This is a genomic window from Nocardioides ochotonae (genome assembly GCF_011420305.2).
Lineage (GTDB): Bacteria > Actinomycetota > Actinomycetes > Propionibacteriales > Nocardioidaceae > Nocardioides > Nocardioides ochotonae.
The window spans coordinates 936788-953572 of the sequence record NZ_CP061769.1; the positions used below are offsets into that span (position 1 = coordinate 936788).

A 16785-nucleotide genomic window follows, 5' to 3' on the forward strand; every position below is an offset into this window, starting at 1 on the left:
TGAGCTCCGGCCGTCTGAGCGGCGCCCCCGTGGGGCGCCGCTCAGCGGTCGGCCGGAGCGCTGCGGGCGATGACCCGGTCCTGGGCGTTCAGGAACAGCTCGAGGGTCAGGTCCATCAGCTCACCGCACACCCGCTCGGCGCCCTCGACGTCGCCGGCCTGCACCAGGTCGACCAGACGCCCGTGGCGGGCGGCGGTGTCGGGGGAGAAGTGCTGGTAGCGCTGGAAGTCCGGCACCCGCAGGCAGGCGTGCACGGTGCCCGCGAGGCGGGCGAGCATGTCGTTGCCCGAGCCGAGGTAGAGCAGCCGGTGGAAGGCCGTGTCGGCCTCGATCATCAGGCGGGGGTCCGCGGCGCGCGTCGCGCGGTCGATGCGGACCACGGCGTCGGCGAGCGCCTCGAGCACCGCCGGGTCGGCGTGGGTGGCGGTGAGGCCGGCGGCGAGCGGCTCGAGGCGCTCGCGCAGCTGGAGGGACTCCCGCAGCTGCACGAAGCGGCTGGCGCCGGAGGCGCGCCAGCGGATGACCTGCTCGTCCAGGAGCGCCCAGCTGCCCGGATCGGTCACCGTCGTACCGGCGCGTTGCCGGGCCTGGACCATGCCCTTCGCGGCCAGCGTGCGCAGGCACTCGCGCACCAACGAGCGCGACACCTCCAGCTCGGTCGCGATCCGGTCCGGGTCGATCACGCCGGTGAGCTCCCCGGCGGCGATCCGACTGCCGAGGCGCTCCACGATCCGGCCGTGCATGCTCGCCAGCTCCGCGGGCTCCGGCGGGACCGGAGGGTACGGGGACCGCGTCACCGTGGCCGCCGTGGCCCGCGAGGCCGCGGGACGGTGGGCCGGCCGGCCGTCGGAGCCGGTCGAGGACATCGGGCGCGGGCGATCCGCCACGGTCGGTCCCTTTCAGTAGGAGGGCAACGCAGTGAGCGCACCATATAGGAATAGTGTTTCGGAGACCGGAACGAAAGGTGACGACATGACCACCCCCCGGCCGGCAGCGGCTGGCGCCGGTGCCACGATCGCGACGGTCGAACGCGCGGCCGACGTGCTGCTGCACCTCGCCGCCGATCCGCGCGCCGACCACGGCGTCACGGAGGTGGCCGAGGCGATGGGGCTCTCGAAGTCGGCCGTCCACCGGGTGCTGAGCTCGCTGCGGCGCGGCGGGCTCGTCGAGCTCGACGAGCACACCCGTCGCTACTCCCTCGGCGCCGGCGCGCTCCGCCTCGGGCTGAGCTACCTCGACCGGATCGACGTGCGGCGGCTTGCTCGCCCGGTCCTGGAGGACCTCTCGGAGCGGACCGGCGAGACCGCGACGCTGTCGGTCCTGCTGGGCGAGCGCGACCGCATCTACGTCGACCAGGTCACCCCGGAGCGCGAGGTGATCATGTCGGTGTCGCTGGGCGAGCCCTACTCGCTGCACGCCGGCGCCTCGTCCCGGGTGTTCCTCGCCTTCCTGCCCGACGCCCAGCGCGAGCGCTACCTGGCCGGGCCGCTGACCTCCGCGCGGGGGGCGACCGTCGTCGACGACGCCGGCCTCCGCGAGGAGCTGGCCCGGGTGCGCGCCCAGGGTTGGGCCCGGTCCGCGGGGGAGCGGCAGGACGGGGCGGCGTCGGTGGCCGCACCGGTGCTGCGCCACGACGGCACGCCGGCGGCGGTGATCAGCGTGTGTGGCCCGGCCTCCCGGTTCGCCGCCGAGCTCGACCACTGCCGCGAGCTGCTGCTCGAGGCCACCCGCTCGCTCTCCACCGGGCTGGGGTGGGTCGCGGAGGACTGATCGCCGCGCGCCGAGCGTCTCGGGCTGGGTGCGCGCCCCTTGTGCGGCACCGGATCGAGGGCCACAATGATTCCACTAGGCGAAACATTGTTTCACAAGGAGGAATCGGTGATCGAGCGCCACTACGTCAGTCTCCCGGGCGGGCAGCTGCACTACCTGCGTGCCGGAGCGGGGGCGCCGGTCATCGTGCTGCACTCCTCGCCGATGTCCTCGGCCTGCATGACACCGTGGATCGAGAGGCTCGCGGCGCACTTCACCGTCTATGCCCTCGACACCGCAGGCTACGGCCAGTCCGACCCGCTGCCCTCCGGCGACGCCGACCCCGAGATCGCCGACTACGGGCGCCGGGTGCTGGAGTTCGCCGACGCCGTCGGGCTGGAGCGCTTCGTGCTCGCCGGCACGCACACCGGGTCCAAGATCGCCCTGTCCGCCGCGGTCCTGGCGCCCGAGCGGGTCGCGCAGCTGGTGATGGACGGGCTGGGCCTCTACACGGTCGAGGAGATGGCCGAGCAGCTCGAGCACTACACCCCACGGGTCGAGCCGGTCTGGCACGGCGGCCACCTCACCGAGGCCTGGCACCGCATGCGCAACATGTGGACCTTCTGGCCCTGGTACCGCCAGGAGGCCGGCCGGCGCCTCGATGAGTCCATGCCGGCGCTGGCCGACCTGCACCAGATGACCTTCGACATGCTGCGCGCACGCCCGGACTGGGGCCTGGCCTATCGCGCCGCGTTCCGCTACGACGCCCGAGCGGCGCTGCGCGACCTGCGGGTGCCTGCGGTGCTGCTCGCCAAGCACGCGGACCCGCTGCACGAGCACCTCGACCGGCTGCGGGTCGAGGCCCCGACGATGGAGGTGCGCAGCGTCGACAACGCCACCCACCTCGAGGACCTGGTGGCGGCCTTCGACCGCGGCCTCGGCCTGGCCGACGCCCCGCCCTCCCCGCCGGTCGAGCACCGCGGGGGTACGACGCGGACCTACGTGCGCACCGAGCACGGGGTCAGCCACGTGCGCATCGACGGCGACCCGGGGGCGCCCCCGCTGCTGCTCGTCCACGGCTCGCCGGGGTCGGCGGACAGCTTCGAGGGCCTGATCGGTGAGCTGGCACGGGACCACCTGGTGGTCTCGCCCGACACGCTCGGCAACGGCTACTCCTCCGCGCCGCGCGGCGAGGACCCCCGCATCGAGCAGTTCGCCGCCGCCGACGCCGCGGTGCTCGACGCGCTGGGCCTCGCCGGGGTCACGGCGTACGGCAGCCACACGGGCGCCTGCATCGCCCTCGAGCTGGCCTGCCAGCGCCCGGACCTGGTGGCCACGCTCGTCGCCGACGGCCTGCCGGTGCTCGAGGAGGCGGAGCGCGCGGACCTGCTGGAGAACTACTTCATCTCGATGGAGCCGGAACGACACGGCGAGCACCTGCTGCGCGCCTGGCACACGATCCGCGACGTGCAGCTGTTCTGGCCGTGGTACCGCCAGACGGCGGCGACCGTGCGTCCCACGGCGCCCTCGGAGCCCGCGCACCTGCACCGGCTGGTGCTGGAGTTCCTCAAGAGCGGGCCGACCTATCGGCACTCCTACCGCGCGGCGTTCCTCTTCGACTCCCGCGAGCGGCTTGCGGCGGTGTCGGTGCCGACGCTGGTGTGCGCGGCCCCCGAGGACATGCTGCGCCGCGGCAGCGAGGAGGTCAGTGGCGAGGGCCGGGTCCGCTTCGTCGAGCTGGACCACGCCGACGGGCGCGACGCGGCCTGGGCGGTGCGCCAGGCCTGACCCGGCCCCCGCGAGAGCGGGACGTACGACGACGCCCGCCGCTCCCCGAGGGGAACGGCGGGCGTCGCTGCGTCAGGCCCCGATCAGCGGGTCAGCCAGTCAGCCGATCAGCCGATCAGGCGGTCGGGCGGGCCAGGAAGCGCCCGGGCGTCTCGTCGGTGACGACGCCGTCGGTCATGATCTGCTGGCCGCGCAGGAAGGTGTCGGTGACCTTCGCGGTCAGGTCGGCGCCCTCGAACGGCGTGTACTCCTGGCTGGAGACCGAGTCCTCGGCGCGCACCGTCCAGGCGTGGTCGACGTCGACCAGGGCCAGGTCGGCGTCCTTGCCGACGGCGATGGCGCCCTTGGTGGCACCCAGGCCGTAGCGCTCGGCGGGGTTGGTCGCGGTGAGCTCGGCGATCCGGCCGAAGGCCAGGCCCCGCTTGCGCCCCTCGGAGACCATCCCGGCGAGGAGGTACTCCGCGCCGCCGAAGCCCGACTTCGCCACGAAGACGTCGTCCTTGGGCTGGCCGAACTTGAGCTCCTCCTTGCAGCACGCGTGGTCGGAGACGACCCAGTCGATCTTGCCGTCGAGCAGGTAGTCCCACAGCGCCTCGACGTCCTCGCGCGGACGCAGCGGCGGGTTGACCTTGCCGCCGACGCCGTGCGCGGTGTCGCAGTCGGCGAGCAGGTGGCCCACGGTGACCTCGCGGCGGAAGTCGATGTGCGGGAACGCCGCGGCCATCGTCAGCGCCGCCTCGACGGCCTTGCGGCTGGTGAGGTGCAGCAGGTTGATGGTGGGCAGGTTGGTCTCGTGCGCCAGGTAGGAGGCGATCGTGACCGCGAGGCCCTCGGAGTGCGGGGGACGCGAGGCGGAGTACGCCGGGAGCCCGGTGAGGGTGCCGTCCTCCTCGACCATCTTGGTGTAGGCGGCCATGATCTCGGCGGTCTCGCAGTGCAGCGAGAGCGAGATCTGGTCGGCGATCTCCGGGTTCTCCTCGCGGGCCTTCTGCACCCCGCGCATCACGAACTCGAAGTGGGCGTAGTCGTAGCGCTCGCCCTCCGGGGTCATCAGGAACTGCGACTGGTCGCTGCTGCGCCCGTGCAGGCCGTAGGAGCCGTAGAACATGAACACCTTGAACGAGGTCACCCCGTGGTCCTTGACCAGGGCCGGGATCTCGGAGATCTGCGACTTGCTCATCGGCGCGAGGTGGTAGGTGTAGTCGATCGTCGCGTTGCCCTCGGTCAGCGCGAGCACCTCGGGGAAGAAGTCGGCGTAGTCGCCGGACTTGTTGAGGTAGTACTGGCCGGTGCGCATGTAGGACAGCGACGTCGTGACGCCGCCCTGGGCCGAGGCGCGCGACTCGGTGCGCACGTCCTCGGGCAGCGGGTTGTAGATGCCCCAGTGCTGGTGGGCGTCCACGACGCCGGGGAAGGCGACCTTGCCGCCGCCGTCGACGACCCGGGCGGCCGAGTCGGCGGGGATGCCGGCCTCGATCCGGGCGAACTTCCCGTCCTTGACGGCGATGTCCACGGTCTGGGGCTCGTCGTGGCCGGGGAGGACGGCCTTGACGTTGGTGAGGAGGACGTCGTACTCGGTCACTCGGAATCTCCTTGCGGGGTGAAGGTGGACAGCGGCGTGAGGACGGACACCAGGTCGGTGGCCGTGTGGAGCGAGAGCACCTCGGAGCTGACGGACTCGGCGAGCGACGGCGCCAGGCGCCCGGCGACGTTGTCGCTGAACTTGCGGGCCAGCTCGGCGTCGGAGAGGGGGTTGGCCGGACCGCCGCGGTTGGCCAGCACCTCCTCGACGAGGACCTCGCCGGAGGTGGTGGTGAGCGTGACCACGGCGGGGAACTGGAACGGGTAGATCTTGTTGCACCGCTCGTCGGCGACCACGTCGACCTTCGCCATCAGGTCCCGGCGGGCCGGGTCCTGGGCGAGGGCGTCGGTGTAGTCGTCGAGCCCGGTGCCGAGGCCGCCGCCGCCGAACAGGCCGGCGGCGAAGGCGTACGGCCCGGAGAACTGGGCCTGGTAGCCGGTGACCGGGGTCCGCTTGACCTCGATCGGCTCGCCGATGGTGCGTACGGTCGAGCCGGCGACGCCCACGACGACCGAGGCGACGTCCTCGGGACGGACGCCCCGCTCGCGGAACGCCCGGCCGGCGTCGACGGTCGTGTGGGTGAAGTGGTTGGCCGGGTAGGGCTTGAAGAAGATGCCGGGGACCGACCACTCGGTGCCCAGGCCCTCGGTGATCGCCTCGGGGAAGAACTGGCCGTGCAGCCAGGCCTGGAAGAACCCGAAGCGGCCCTCGAGGACGGTCGGGGGACCGGTGAAGCCGCGGCGCACCAGCTGGGCGGCGGTGACCCCGGCCTGGGCGGCGTAGCCGCAGTGCAGGCGCTTGACGGTGCCGCCGGTGCGGTTGGCCTCGATGATGCCGGAGGCCAGCGAGGCGGTGATGCCGAGCGCGTCGGCGATGCCGTCCTCGTCGAGGCCGTAGGCGATCGCCGCGGCGACCGCGGAGCCCATCGCGCCGGTGATGGAGGTGGCGTGCTGGCCGTGCTCGAAGAAGACGGAGTTGCCGAGCTCGGCGTCGTACCCGGCCATGCCGAGGCGGACGGCGACCTCGAGGCCGACGGCGATCGCGCGCACCGTCAGCTCGCCGCTGGCACCCGCGTGCTCGGCGGCGGCCAGCGCGGCCGGGACCACCGAGGCGGACGGGTGCAGAACCGAGGGCAGGTGCGTGTCGTCGTAGTCGAGGGAGTGGGCGAGCACGCCGTTGGCGAACGCGGCCTGGATCGCGCTGACCCGGGTCGGCTCGCCGACCACCGTCGCCTGCGGGTGACCGCCCTGGTCGAGCACGTGGCCGATGGCCGCGGCGCTCGTCGGGAGCCGGTGGGCGGCGACGCAGAGACCGAGCACGTCGAGGGTGCGCTGGCCGACCGAGGCCACGACGTCGGCCGGTACGCCGTTCGTCGCGGCGTCGACGGCGAACGCCGCGAGCTGCTGGGCGAGGGTCGGGCCGGCGCCGGGCTCGCCGGTCGGGTTGCCGGCGGGGCGGGCGTTCGCCGCGGGGGAGTAGCTCATGCGCCGACCACTGCCAGCGGGCGCACCGGGGAGCCGGTGGCGCCGAAGAACTTCAGCGGCGAGAGCACGAACAGGAACTCGTGGACGCCGGCGGCGGCCAGCGCCTCCAGGTCCATCGCCTCGATGATGTAGATGCCGGACTCGACGAGCAGCACCCGGTGGGCGGGGAGCAGGCCGTGGCCCGCGCCCGGCTTGAGCTGCTCGTAGGCGATGGTGTCCGCGCCGGTGGCGTGGATGCCGTGGCCGGCGAGGAACGCCGCGCCGGTCTCGGAGACGCCGGGCACGCCGGTGGACAGACCGCGGTAGAGGTCGCCGTCGCCGTTGTCGAAGTGCTGGCCCCAGCCGGAGCGGACCAGGACGACGTCGCCCTCGCGGATCTCGGTGCCCTGGGCGGCGAGGGTGGCCTCGAGGTCGGCCACGGTGATCTCCTGGCCGGGCTCGAGGCGGTCCACGCCGAGGGTGCCGGGCACGTCGAGCAGCACGCCGCGGCGCACCATCGGCTTGATGGTGTGCGCGCCGTGCTCGAGGAAGCGGCCGCCGACCTGCGCGGCCTCGGCGTCGAGGTCGCCGTGCAGCTTGCCGTCCTGGGAGACGTGGCTCAGCGCGTCGATGTGGGTGCCGACGTGGGTGCCCATCGAGATCATGTCGTTGGCCGCGGAGCCGCCGTCGGAGCGCACCATGTCGCCGTGCCGCCGGGGGAGCGCGTGCCAGTACGCCGGGTGGTTGGGCGACTGCGGCATGCCGACGGTCAGCGTGCGGCCCAGGTCGAAGATCTCCAGGCCGGCAGCAGCGGCGTCCAGGAGGCGTGCGGTGGTGGAGTCGGTCATCTGTCCTCGGATTCGGTGCGTGCAGGTGCAGGGCAGGTGCGGGCGTGGGTCAGCGGATGTCAGCGGATGACTGAGCGGCTGCGCAGGTCGGCGAGCTCCTCGGCGCTCAGGCCGAGCTCGCCGAGCACGGCGTCGGTGTCCTCGCCGTGCTCGCGACCGGTGAACCGGATCGAGCCGGGGGTCTCCGACATCCGCCACATGACGTTGTGCTGGAGCAGCGGGCCGAAGTCGCGGTCCTCGACCTCGGTGAGCATCTGGGTCTCGCGGACGTGCGGGTCCTCGACGATCTCCTTGGCGGAGTAGATCGGCGCGATCGCGGCGCCGGCCTCGGTGAAGGCGTCGACGACCTGGTCGCGCGTGCGGGCGCCGATCCAGGAGCCGACGTACTCGTCGAGCTCGTCGGCGTGCTGCGCGCGGGTGTTGCCGGCCGCGAACCACGGCTCGTCGATCACCTCGGGGTGGCCGACGAGTTGCAGGACCCGCTCGGCGATGGCCTGGGCGCTGGTGGAGATCGCGACCCAGTGACCGTCGGAGGTCTGGTAGGTGTTGCGCGGGGCGTTGTTGGTGGAGCGGTTGCCGTGCCGGGTGCCGACGACGCCGGTCTGCTGGTAGACCGTCGGGCCGGGGCCGACCGCGGTCATGATCGGCGAGAGCAGGTCGAGGTCGATGACCTGGCCGCGGCCGCCGTTCCGCTCCCGGGCGAGCAGCGCCATCGAGACGGCCGACGAGGCCGCGATGCCGGCGATCGAGTCCGCCAGGCCGAACGCGGGCAGTGTCGGCGGGCCGTCGGCCTGGCCGGTGAGGTGCGCGAAGCCGCTCATCGACTCTGCCAAGGTGCCGAAGCCCGCGCGGGCGGCGTACGGGCCGGTCTGGCCGAAGCCGGTGATCCGGACGATGACCAGCCCGGGGTTGACCTCGTGCAGCTGCTCGGGGCCGACTCCCCAGCGCTCCAGGGTGCCGGGGCGGAAGTTCTCGACGACGACGTCGGCGGTGGCGGCGAGCCGGAGGAAGAGGGCTGCACCGTCGGGCTCCTTGAGGCTCAGCCCCACGGTGCGCTTGTTGCGCGCGATCTCCTTCCACCAGATCGGCGTGCCGTCCTTCGCCGGACCGTGGCCACGCATGCCGTCGCGCTTCGCAGGGTGCTCGATCTTGACGACGTCGGCGCCGTAGTCCCCGAGGATCTGGCAGGCGAGCGGGCCCGCGAGGATCGTCGACGCGTCGATCACCGTGTAGCCGGTGAGCGGTCCTGCGGTCATTGACTTCCCTCCGTTGTGTTCCGCCTTGCGAAACTCTATTCCAGAAACCGCAATATAGGGCGGATCATCCGCCGAGCGCCAGTGCGCCGGCGGGGCGGTCTGTGCGGGCGTCGTCGAGCGGGGCCGCGCGCCCGGGCCGGGAGGGTGTGCTCCCCGGCCGCCGACTCAGAGGAGCGGTGCGGCGAACCCGCCGGCCCGGCCGAGCATCGCCGGGGCCTGCGGCAGGCCCAGCTGCTCGGCGATCCAGGTGCCGGTCTCGGCGACCAGTGCCGCATCGACGGGGTCGGTGGTGGGGATCCCGGACTGGTGCAGCAGGTAGAGCAGGTCCTCGGTGGCGATGTTGCCGGTGGCGCCGGGGGCGAAGGGGCACCCGCCGATGCCGCCGGCCGAGGCGTCGAGCACGCTCACGCCGGCCTCGACCGCGGCCAGCGCGTTGGCGTAGCCGGTGTTGCGGGTGTTGTGGAAGTGCGCCCGCAGCGGTACGTCGGCGCCCAGGGCGCGCAGCCCGCCGACGATCGCGGTGACCTGGCGGGGCACTCCGACGCCGATGGTGTCGGCGATCGCGAGCTCGTCGGGGCCGGCGTCGAGGCAGCCCTTGGCCACCTCGAGCACCCGCGCGACCGGGACGGGGCCGTCGAAGGGGCAGCCGAAGGCCGCGGCGATGATGACGCTCGCGCGCACGCCGGCGTCGCGGGCGGCGGCGGCCATGTCGTGCCAGGCGGCGATCTGGGCGGCCGTGTCGGCGCCCTGGTTGCGCAGCGCGAGGCCGTCGGAGGCGACGACCACGGCGGTGACCTCGGTGCAGCCGGCGGCCACGGCCCGGTCGAGGCCGCGGCGGTTGAGCACCAGGCCGATCGACTGGAGGCGCTCGTCGTCGCGGACCGCCGCCAGCACGTCCTCGGCGTCGGCCATCTGGGGCACCCGATCGGGGCGGGCGAACGCGGTGACCTCGATGCGGCGCAGGCCTGCGTCGAGGCAGCGGCGGATGAGCTCGGCCTTGATCTCGGTGGGCAGCACGCGCTTCTCGTTCTGCAGTCCGTCGCGCGGGGAGACCTCGACGATCTCGACCGGTGCTGCGGGTGAGACGGTGGGGGTGCTGCGGGGGGCGGTCGGGTGCGTCGTCACGGTGTCGTCCCAGTCCTCGGGGGTGTCGGGTGCAGGCCGATGATATCGGATATACGATCACCGACATGACCAGTTCCGAGACCGTAACCGGCCCGCTGCACGGAGTGCGCGTCCTGGAGGCCGGCCAGCTCCTCGCCGGACCCTTCGCGGGCACCCTCATGGGCGACCTCGGCGCCGACGTGATCAAGGTCGAGCCCCCGGGCATCGGCGACTCCATGCGCCAGTGGGGTCGTGCCACGGCCGCCGAGGGCAAGTCGCTGTGGTGGCCGGTCGTCGGGCGCAACAAGCGCTCGGTGACCCTCGACCTGCGCCAGGCCGAGGGCCAGGAGATCTTCCTCAAGCTCGTCGAGCAGGCCGACATCGTGGTGGAGAACTTCCGCGTCGGCACCTTCGAGAAGTGGAACCTGGGCTACGAGCAGCTCAAGGCCGTCAACCCGAAGATCATCTTCGTGCGCGTCAGCGGCTACGGCCAGACCGGCCCCTACGCCAAGCGCGCGGGCTACGGCTCGATCGGCGAGGCGATGGGCGGGCTGCGCTACATCGTCGGCGACCCCGACCGGCAGCCGTCGCGCACCGGCATCTCGATCGGTGACTCGCTGGCCGCGATGCACGCCACCATCGGCGCGCTCGCCGCGCTGCGGCACCGCGACGTCACCGGCGAGGGCCAGGTCGTGGACTCCGCGATCTATGAGGCCGTGCTCGCCATGATGGAGAGCCTCGTGACCGAGTGGGACGCCGCGGGCTACCAGCGCGAGCGCACCGGCGCGATCCTGCCGAACGTCGCGCCCAGCAACGTCTATCCGACCGCCGACGACAGCATGGTGCTGATCGCCGCCAACCAGGACAGCGTCTGGGGCCGCCTCGCGGAGGTCATGGGCCGCCCCGAGCTGGCCAAGGAGGGGCAGTACGCCACCCACACCGGCCGCGGCGAGCGCCAGGCCGAGCTCGACGAGCTGATCTCGGAGTGGACCCGCACGGTCGACTCCGAGGAGCTGCTCGGGCTCATGCACGAGAACGGCATCCCCGCCGGCCGCATCTTCAAGGCCGAGGACATGCTCACCGACCCGCACTTCGAGGCCCGCGAGGCGATCGTGCGGGTGCCGGATGAGTCCTTCGGCAGCCTGGCCATGCAGAACGTCGTGCCCAAGCTGTCCGCCACGCCCGGCTCGATCCGGTGGACCGGTCCCGAGCTCGGTCAGCACAACGGCGACGTGTACGGCGACCTGCTCGGCCTCTCCGAGGACGAGCGCGCGGCGCTCCTCGAGCGCGGCGTGATCTAGAGCGATGGCGACCGAGCGCTCCGCGGACTACTCCTCGGCCGGCTTCCTGGGCCGCATCGGCCCGGGCAGCGCCCCGGCCGTGATCGTGGTCGACGTGTGCCGCGCCTACCTCGAGGGCGGTCCGCTGACCGACGAGGGCGGCCGGTTCGAGGCGGCGCGCGCGAGTGCGGCCCGGGTCGTCGACGCCGCACGCGCGGCGGGCCACCCGGTGCTGTTCACCGAGGTGCGCCTCGCCCCCGGCCGCAGGGACGCCGGCTGGTTCGGCGTCAAGGTGCCCGGCCTGGCCGCCTTCGAGCAGGGCTCGCCGTGGGCCGAGGCACCCGAGGCGCCCGCGCCGCAGCCCGGCGAGGTGGTGGTGTCCAAGCAGTACGCCTCGGGCTTCTTCGGCACCTCGCTCGCCTCGACCCTGCGCGCGCTCGGCGTCGACACGACGTACGTCCTGGGGTTCTCGACCAGCGGCTGCGTGCGGGCCACCGCCCTGGACGCGCTCCAGAGCGGGTTCCGCCCGCTCGTGGTGCGCGACGCCAGCGGTGACCGCGACGCGGGCGTGCACGAGTCCAACCTGTTCGACCTCGACGCCAAGTACGCCGACGTGGTGTCCGAGGCCGAGGCCATCGACCAGCTGCGGGCGATCGCCCCGCGCGACCGCGACCTGACCGGAGGACCTGCATGAGCATCGTCGAGCTCGACTCCCCAGACCTGACCTGGGGCCAGCACACCGTGGCCGGCGCCGACGTGCCGGCCGGGATGGTGATGCTGCACGCGGACGCGGAGCGGCCCTACCGCGCCGTGCTCGTCGGCTTCCCCGACGGCTGGCGGCGCGACGTGACCGGCAACCAGCCGGCCGGCGAGGAGATGGTCGTGGTCTCCGGTGCCCTGCACATCAGCGGACGCACCTGCGGCACCGGCGAGCTGCTCGTCGCCGAGCCGCACACCACGCGGGCCGCGACCTCCACCGAGCCGGGCACCCGTGCCGTCGTCTGGTTCACCGGCGCCCCCGGCGGCTGGAGCGAGGGCGAGGCCGAGCACCCGGGCAAGCTCGACGTCGTCCCGATCGCCCCGGGCCTGGTCCGCGGCCCGAGCGCCACCCTGCCCGGCACCATCGAGGTCCGCGACGACGTCGCCGGCGCGGTCTTCGACAGCGACGCCGACCTGGTCTGGCCGGACACCCAGCGCTACCTGCACCTGCCCGCCGGCACCCCGGCCCCGCAGCTCCCCGGCCGCGCCGTCATCCGCATCTGGGGCTGACCCACCCAGCACCACCAGACGCCCGCCCCCGGCCTGCCTGCCGCGGGGCGGGCGTCTGCGTGGGGGGCGGCTGCTTGTCACGCGGGGTTGCTGCCGCTCCACACGCGTCGTACGACGGGGGAAGCGTCGACAGTCCGTGGGAGGAGCCCGCGGCCCCGCCACAAGTCCCGACCCGGGCAACCACGAGCCCCGGCTCGGGCGAGACGACGAAGCGCCCGGACCCTCCCTCGCGGGAGGAGCCGGGCGCTCGAGGTGTCTGCCGGGTCAGGCGACGGTGTCGGGCGAGGCGAGGGTCGCGGCTGTGGCGGCCGCGGCGTCGTCCTCGAAGGTGTCGCGGATCCACAGGAGCGCGAGCACGGCGGCGAACATCGCCGGCACCAGGACCAGCATCGCCAGGGCCAGCGGCTCGCCGTCGTACGACGTGGAGCCGATCAGGTCGGAGGTGACGCCGATGAGCAGCGGGCCGACGGCGCCACCGAGGGTCACCAGGAAGGTGAGCAGCGCGAAGCCCATGCCCCGGCGGTCCGCCGGCACGACGTCGGCGGAGGCGGCGGTCAGGTTCGGGATGGCGGCGGCGAAGCCGGCGCAGGCGACGCAGACGAGCGCGATCCGCAGCCACAGGCCCGGCAGCATCACCGCACCGGTCAGCGCGACGGCGCCGACGAGCAGGAACCCGGTGGCGACCTTGATCCGCCAGCCCGGGCGGATGCCGTGGAACTTGTCGCCCATCCGGCTGCCCAGGATGATGCCGATCACGATGCCGGTGCCGCCCACGCCGCCGGCGAGGCCCGAGGCGGCGTCGTAGCCGAGGTCCTCGGTGCGCTGGAGGAACGTCGGCAGCCAGTAGAAGAGGCCGGCGACGCCGAGCGACAGCAGCGCCTGGCCGAGGATGATGCCCTTGAGCGTCTTCACCTTCAGCAGGCCCTTGGCCTCGGCGAACAGCGAGCTGCTCGACGCGGTGAGGACGCCGTGGGCGCCGTCGGACTCCACGGCACCGCCGCGCAGCCGGTCCATGCGGTCGCCCAGGCCGCGCAGCGGCTCCTTGAGGGTGAGCACGAGCAGTGCCACGACCAGGCCGGGCACCGCGGCGACGAAGAACACCGCACGCCAGTCCATCGCCTCGGCGATCGCGCCGCCGAGGATGACGCCGGTGGGCAGACCCATGTAGTAGCCGGCGCGCTCGAACCCGAAGGCCTTGCCGCGGCTGCGGGCCGGGTAGTAGTCGGCGATCAGGCTGGAGGCCGGGGGGTTGTAGAGCTGGCCGGCGGCCCCGATGAGGACGCGTACGGCGAAGAACATCACCAGGCTGGTCGCCAGACCGCTCAGCACCGAGCAGATCGACCAGATCAGCACGACGACGAAGATCGTCACCACGCGGGGCGCCCGGTCGGCGAGGCGCCCGGCGGGCAGCAGCAGGATCGCGGCCGCCAGGCTGGCGGAGGTCGGGATCGCGCCCGCGACGGTGTCGCTGAAGCCGAAGTGGTCCTGGATCGCGGGCAGGGCGCCGGAGATCAGGTTGATCTCGACGCGGTCGATGAACGCGACCAGCGCGATCACGACGGCGGGCCACCATCCGAGGGGGGCCGGCTTGGAGAGGTCGACGCTGCGGGCGGGACGCTTCGGGAAGACGTCCAGCATGACGGTCGAGGACGCGGCCACGCCGGACGAGGCTTCAGCGGCCTCGGCGGCGGGCCGCTGGGGAGCCACGTCGTGCGTGTCGGTCATGAGATCTGCTCCTGTCGTGGAACCTGATGTGCAACGCTTGGTTCAAGATCGTACAAGATATATAGGAGACGAGCTTGTCCGTCCTACGCGTCGCCGCCGTCCAGTTCGCCGCCACCGAGGATGTCGCGGAGAACCTCGCGACCTGCCTGCGCACGATCGATGAGGCGGCCGCCCGGGGCGCCCGGGTCGTCGTGCTGCCGGAGTTCTGCAACCACGTCTCCTGGTACGGCTCGCGCGAGCACGCTCGGGAGAAGGCCGTGACGCTCGACGGCGAGTTCGTGGCCGCTCTCGCCGAGCGCGCCGCCCGGCACGGGCTGCACCTGATGGCCAACCTCACCCTGCTGCGCGAGGACGGCCGGGTGAGCGGCAGCAACGTGCTGTTCGGACCCGACGGCGCGGTGCTCTGCGTCAGCGACAAGCAGGTGCTGATGGGCAGCGAGCGCGACCACATCGACACCGCCGTCGACCGCTCGCCGGTCGTGGTGACCGACGTGGCCCGCTTCGGGCTCTACTCCTGCATGGACGGCGTCATCAACGAGACCCCGCGGATGCTCGCCGTCGAGGGCGCCCAGGTGCTGCTCAACAGCGTCAACTCCTTCGCCCTGGACGAGGCGACCCTCCACGTCCCGGTCCGTGCGGTGGAGAACAAGGTCTGGGTGGTGGCCGGCAACAAGGTCGGGCCGCTGGTGCCCGAGCACAGCATCCAGGCGGTCGCCGAGCGCGTGGGCGTCCCGGTCGAGCGCCTCCACGGCGCGGGGGAGGCGCAGATCGTGGCGCCCGACGGCACCGTGGTCGCCCGTGGTCCGCGCACCGGCGAGGCGGTCGTGGTCGCCGACATCGAGGTGGGGGCCGCCGACGACAAGCGTCGCCCGGACGGCACCGACCTGATGGCCGCGCGCCGCCCCGAGATCTACGGCCCGATCGCCGAGGAGCCGCGGGGACGCCGCGCTCCCGCCGGCGCCCCGCGCGCCGTCGCCGTCGTCGTTGCCCCCGCCCCCGGCGAGGACGTCGCATCGCTGCTGGCCAAGGCCATCGCCGAGGGCCCGGACCTGGTCGTGCTGCCCGAGCTCGCCGCACACGGGGACGGTACGGCGGCCACGCCCGCCCGCGACGGCCTCGCGCCAGCCGACATCGCCGCCGCCCTGGCCGGCACCTCCACCCTGGTCGTGACGAGCGTCGTCGACGGTGGTCGCCACCTCGGCGTGGTCGTGGGCGAGGGCGGTGTCCTGCTCGAGCAGCCGCAGCTGCACCGCAGCGAGCGCCACGCCGGCTGGCACACCGAGCTCGGCGACGAGGTGGCGGTGCTCGAGACGGCCTTCGGTCGGCTGGTGGTGCTCGTGGGTGACGATGCGCTCTACCCCGAGGCGTTCCGGCTCGCGGCGTTCCAGGACGCCGACGTGGTCGCGGTGCCGTTCAGTGCCGCCGAGCCGCACGACCTCGACCTGCTGCTGCGCGAGCGCGCGGCGGAGAACCGGGTCAACCTGGTCGCCGGCTCGCGGCGTACCTCCGCGGAGCTCAGCGGTGCCGCGGTGCCGCTCTCGCCCGACTTCACGCTGTGGGGCGACGGCTGGGAGACCGGGTTCGCCGGCGTCATCAGCTGTCCCGAGCTCGTCGTGGCGCACGAGTCGCTCACCACCGTGTCGCTGCGCCCGGAGTGCGCGACCAACCGTTTCGTCAGCAAGGGCACCGACGTCGTCGACGGTCGCCCGTGGGCCCTCGCGGCACCGCTGGTCACTGCCCGCTGATCCTCCGGGAACGACGGAGCCCGGACTCCTGGGGGAGTCCGGGCTTCGATCCGGAGCGTCCGCGCCGGGTGATCGACGTCGCTCCCGTTGATCGGGACGCGGGTCAGGCGGTGGCCTCGCCGCGGGCGGCCAGTGCCTCGAGCATCGCCTGCTGGGTGCTGTCGAGGTGCGCGATCCAGGCGGCCTTCAGCCCCTCGGTGTCGCCGGCGCGGGCGAGCCGGAGCAGCTCCTCGTGCTCGTCGATGCGGCGCTGCTGGGTCTCCGGCTCGCGGTCGAGGTTGTCCATCAGCAGGTGCAGGTAGCGGTCCGCGGACTTCCAGAGCAGGTCCAGCACGCGGCGGTCGGCGCTGCCGAGCACGTGGTCGAGCATCGCCTCGTGGAACGCGTGGTGCTTGGCGGCCAGCAGGGCCGGCTCGCGCACGATGCCGACGTACTCGGCCAGCGCGTCCTCGGCGGTCTTGAGGTACTCCTCGCGCATCGAGGCCATCGCCCGCACGGTCAGCTCGCCCTCGATGAGCTTGCGCAGCTCATAGATGTTGGTGAGGTCCTCGGCGCTGAGCGAGGCGACGAGCGCGGAGCGGCCGGGGCGCAGGCTGATGACGCCCTCGCTCTCCAGGCGACGCAGCGCCTCGCGCACGGGGATGTGGCTGACGGCGAACTGCTCGCACAGGTCCACGATCGAGACCGCGGAGCCGGGGGCGATGTCGCCGTTGAGGATCGCGCGGTGCAGCTCGTCGGTGACGCGGTCGACGAGGGACTGGTGCGCGATCGGGCGTACCGAGGTTGAGGCCGATCGGGCCATCGGAGCTCCTGAGGGTGACGGGGGGCAGGGGGGATGCCTCGGACAGGCCCAAATCATATATCGCCCGCCGAGGAGATCGGCCCGCTGGCGCACGGAGTCACCGGTCGGGACCAAAGTACCCTTGCGCACCCTCGAAGAAGATATTGTATATTCTCCTACGAGGATGAGGAGGTG

Annotated in this window: 14 protein-coding genes; 6 read left to right on the forward strand and 8 right to left on the reverse strand. The window is 73.0% G+C overall.

The features are described 5' to 3' along the window. Nucleotides 1-41: 41 nt before the first annotated feature. Nucleotides 42-743 (reverse strand): FadR/GntR family transcriptional regulator, encoded by a 702-nt coding sequence (locus tag HBO46_RS04660; RefSeq protein WP_166140144.1) that lies wholly within the window; start codon nt 741-743, stop codon nt 42-44. Nucleotides 744-972: 229 nt separating this feature from the next. Between HBO46_RS04660 and HBO46_RS04665 the strand changes: the two genes are divergently transcribed. Both HBO46_RS04665 and HBO46_RS04670 read left to right on the forward strand, forming a co-directional pair. Beyond that, nucleotides 973-1770, forward strand: coding sequence for an IclR family transcriptional regulator (locus HBO46_RS04665; RefSeq protein ID WP_166140143.1), 798 nt, complete (start codon nt 973-975; stop codon nt 1768-1770). A gap of 108 nt (nt 1771-1878) precedes the next feature. Continuing rightward, nucleotides 1879-3537: an alpha/beta fold hydrolase gene (locus HBO46_RS04670; RefSeq protein WP_166140142.1), complete on the forward strand. Its 1659-nt coding sequence runs from the start codon at nt 1879-1881 to the stop codon at nt 3535-3537. A 115-nt stretch (nt 3538-3652) separates the two neighbouring features. On the opposite strand, the gene HBO46_RS04675 is transcribed toward HBO46_RS04670, so the two are convergent. From HBO46_RS04675 to HBO46_RS04695, 5 genes are all read right to left on the reverse strand, one after another. After that, nucleotides 3653-5119, reverse strand: coding sequence for a dihydroorotase (locus tag HBO46_RS04675; RefSeq protein WP_166140141.1), 1467 nt, complete (start codon nt 5117-5119; stop codon nt 3653-3655). After that, nucleotides 5116-6603 carry an MmgE/PrpD family protein gene (locus HBO46_RS04680; protein ID WP_166140140.1) on the reverse strand — a complete coding sequence of 496 codons (1488 nt, stop codon included), beginning with the start codon at nt 6601-6603 and terminating at the stop codon, nt 5116-5118. The genes HBO46_RS04675 and HBO46_RS04680 overlap by 4 nt, the downstream gene beginning before the upstream one ends. Beyond that, nucleotides 6600-7430: a cyclase family protein gene (locus HBO46_RS04685; protein WP_166140139.1), complete on the reverse strand. Its 831-nt coding sequence runs from the start codon at nt 7428-7430 to the stop codon at nt 6600-6602. The genes HBO46_RS04680 and HBO46_RS04685 overlap by 4 nt, the downstream gene beginning before the upstream one ends. Before the next feature lie 59 nt (nt 7431-7489). Further along, nucleotides 7490-8686, reverse strand: coding sequence for a CaiB/BaiF CoA transferase family protein (locus tag HBO46_RS04690; protein WP_166140138.1), 1197 nt, complete (start codon nt 8684-8686; stop codon nt 7490-7492). Nucleotides 8687-8851: 165 nt separating this feature from the next. Continuing rightward, on the reverse strand, nt 8852-9811 hold the full coding sequence (locus tag HBO46_RS04695; RefSeq protein WP_166140137.1) for a hydroxymethylglutaryl-CoA lyase: 960 nt from the start codon (nt 9809-9811) through the stop codon (nt 8852-8854). Nucleotides 9812-9876: 65 nt separating this feature from the next. On the opposite strand from HBO46_RS04695, the gene HBO46_RS04700 reads away from it, so the two are divergent. From HBO46_RS04700 to HBO46_RS04710, 3 genes are read left to right on the forward strand one after another with little or no spacing between them, the layout of a single operon-like run. Beyond that, nucleotides 9877-11091, forward strand: a complete 1215-nt coding sequence (locus HBO46_RS04700; RefSeq protein ID WP_166140136.1) for a CaiB/BaiF CoA transferase family protein — start codon at nt 9877-9879, stop codon at nt 11089-11091. 4 nt (nt 11092-11095) lie between these two features. Further along, entirely contained in the window at nt 11096-11764 is a 669-nt protein-coding gene (locus tag HBO46_RS04705; protein WP_166140135.1) for an isochorismatase family protein, read from the forward strand. Continuing rightward, a complete protein-coding gene (locus HBO46_RS04710) occupies nt 11761-12339 on the forward strand; it encodes a hypothetical protein (RefSeq protein WP_166140134.1) in 579 nt (192 codons plus the stop codon). The genes HBO46_RS04705 and HBO46_RS04710 overlap by 4 nt, the downstream gene beginning before the upstream one ends. 264 nt (nt 12340-12603) lie before the next feature. Here HBO46_RS04710 and HBO46_RS04715 read toward each other — a convergent pair whose 3' ends face one another. Beyond that, complete coding sequence (locus tag HBO46_RS04715) at nt 12604-14064, reverse strand: MFS transporter (RefSeq protein WP_166140133.1); 1461 nt, start codon at nt 14062-14064, stop codon at nt 12604-12606. Nucleotides 14065-14138: 74 nt separating this feature from the next. On the opposite strand from HBO46_RS04715, the gene HBO46_RS04720 reads away from it, so the two are divergent. Continuing rightward, nucleotides 14139-15809, forward strand: a complete 1671-nt coding sequence (locus HBO46_RS04720) for a nitrilase-related carbon-nitrogen hydrolase (protein ID WP_166140132.1) — start codon at nt 14139-14141, stop codon at nt 15807-15809. A gap of 103 nt (nt 15810-15912) precedes the next feature. On the opposite strand, the gene HBO46_RS04725 is transcribed toward HBO46_RS04720, so the two are convergent. After that, entirely contained in the window at nt 15913-16611 is a 699-nt protein-coding gene (locus tag HBO46_RS04725; protein WP_166140131.1) for a GntR family transcriptional regulator, read from the reverse strand. Nucleotides 16612-16785 lie beyond the last annotated feature (174 nt).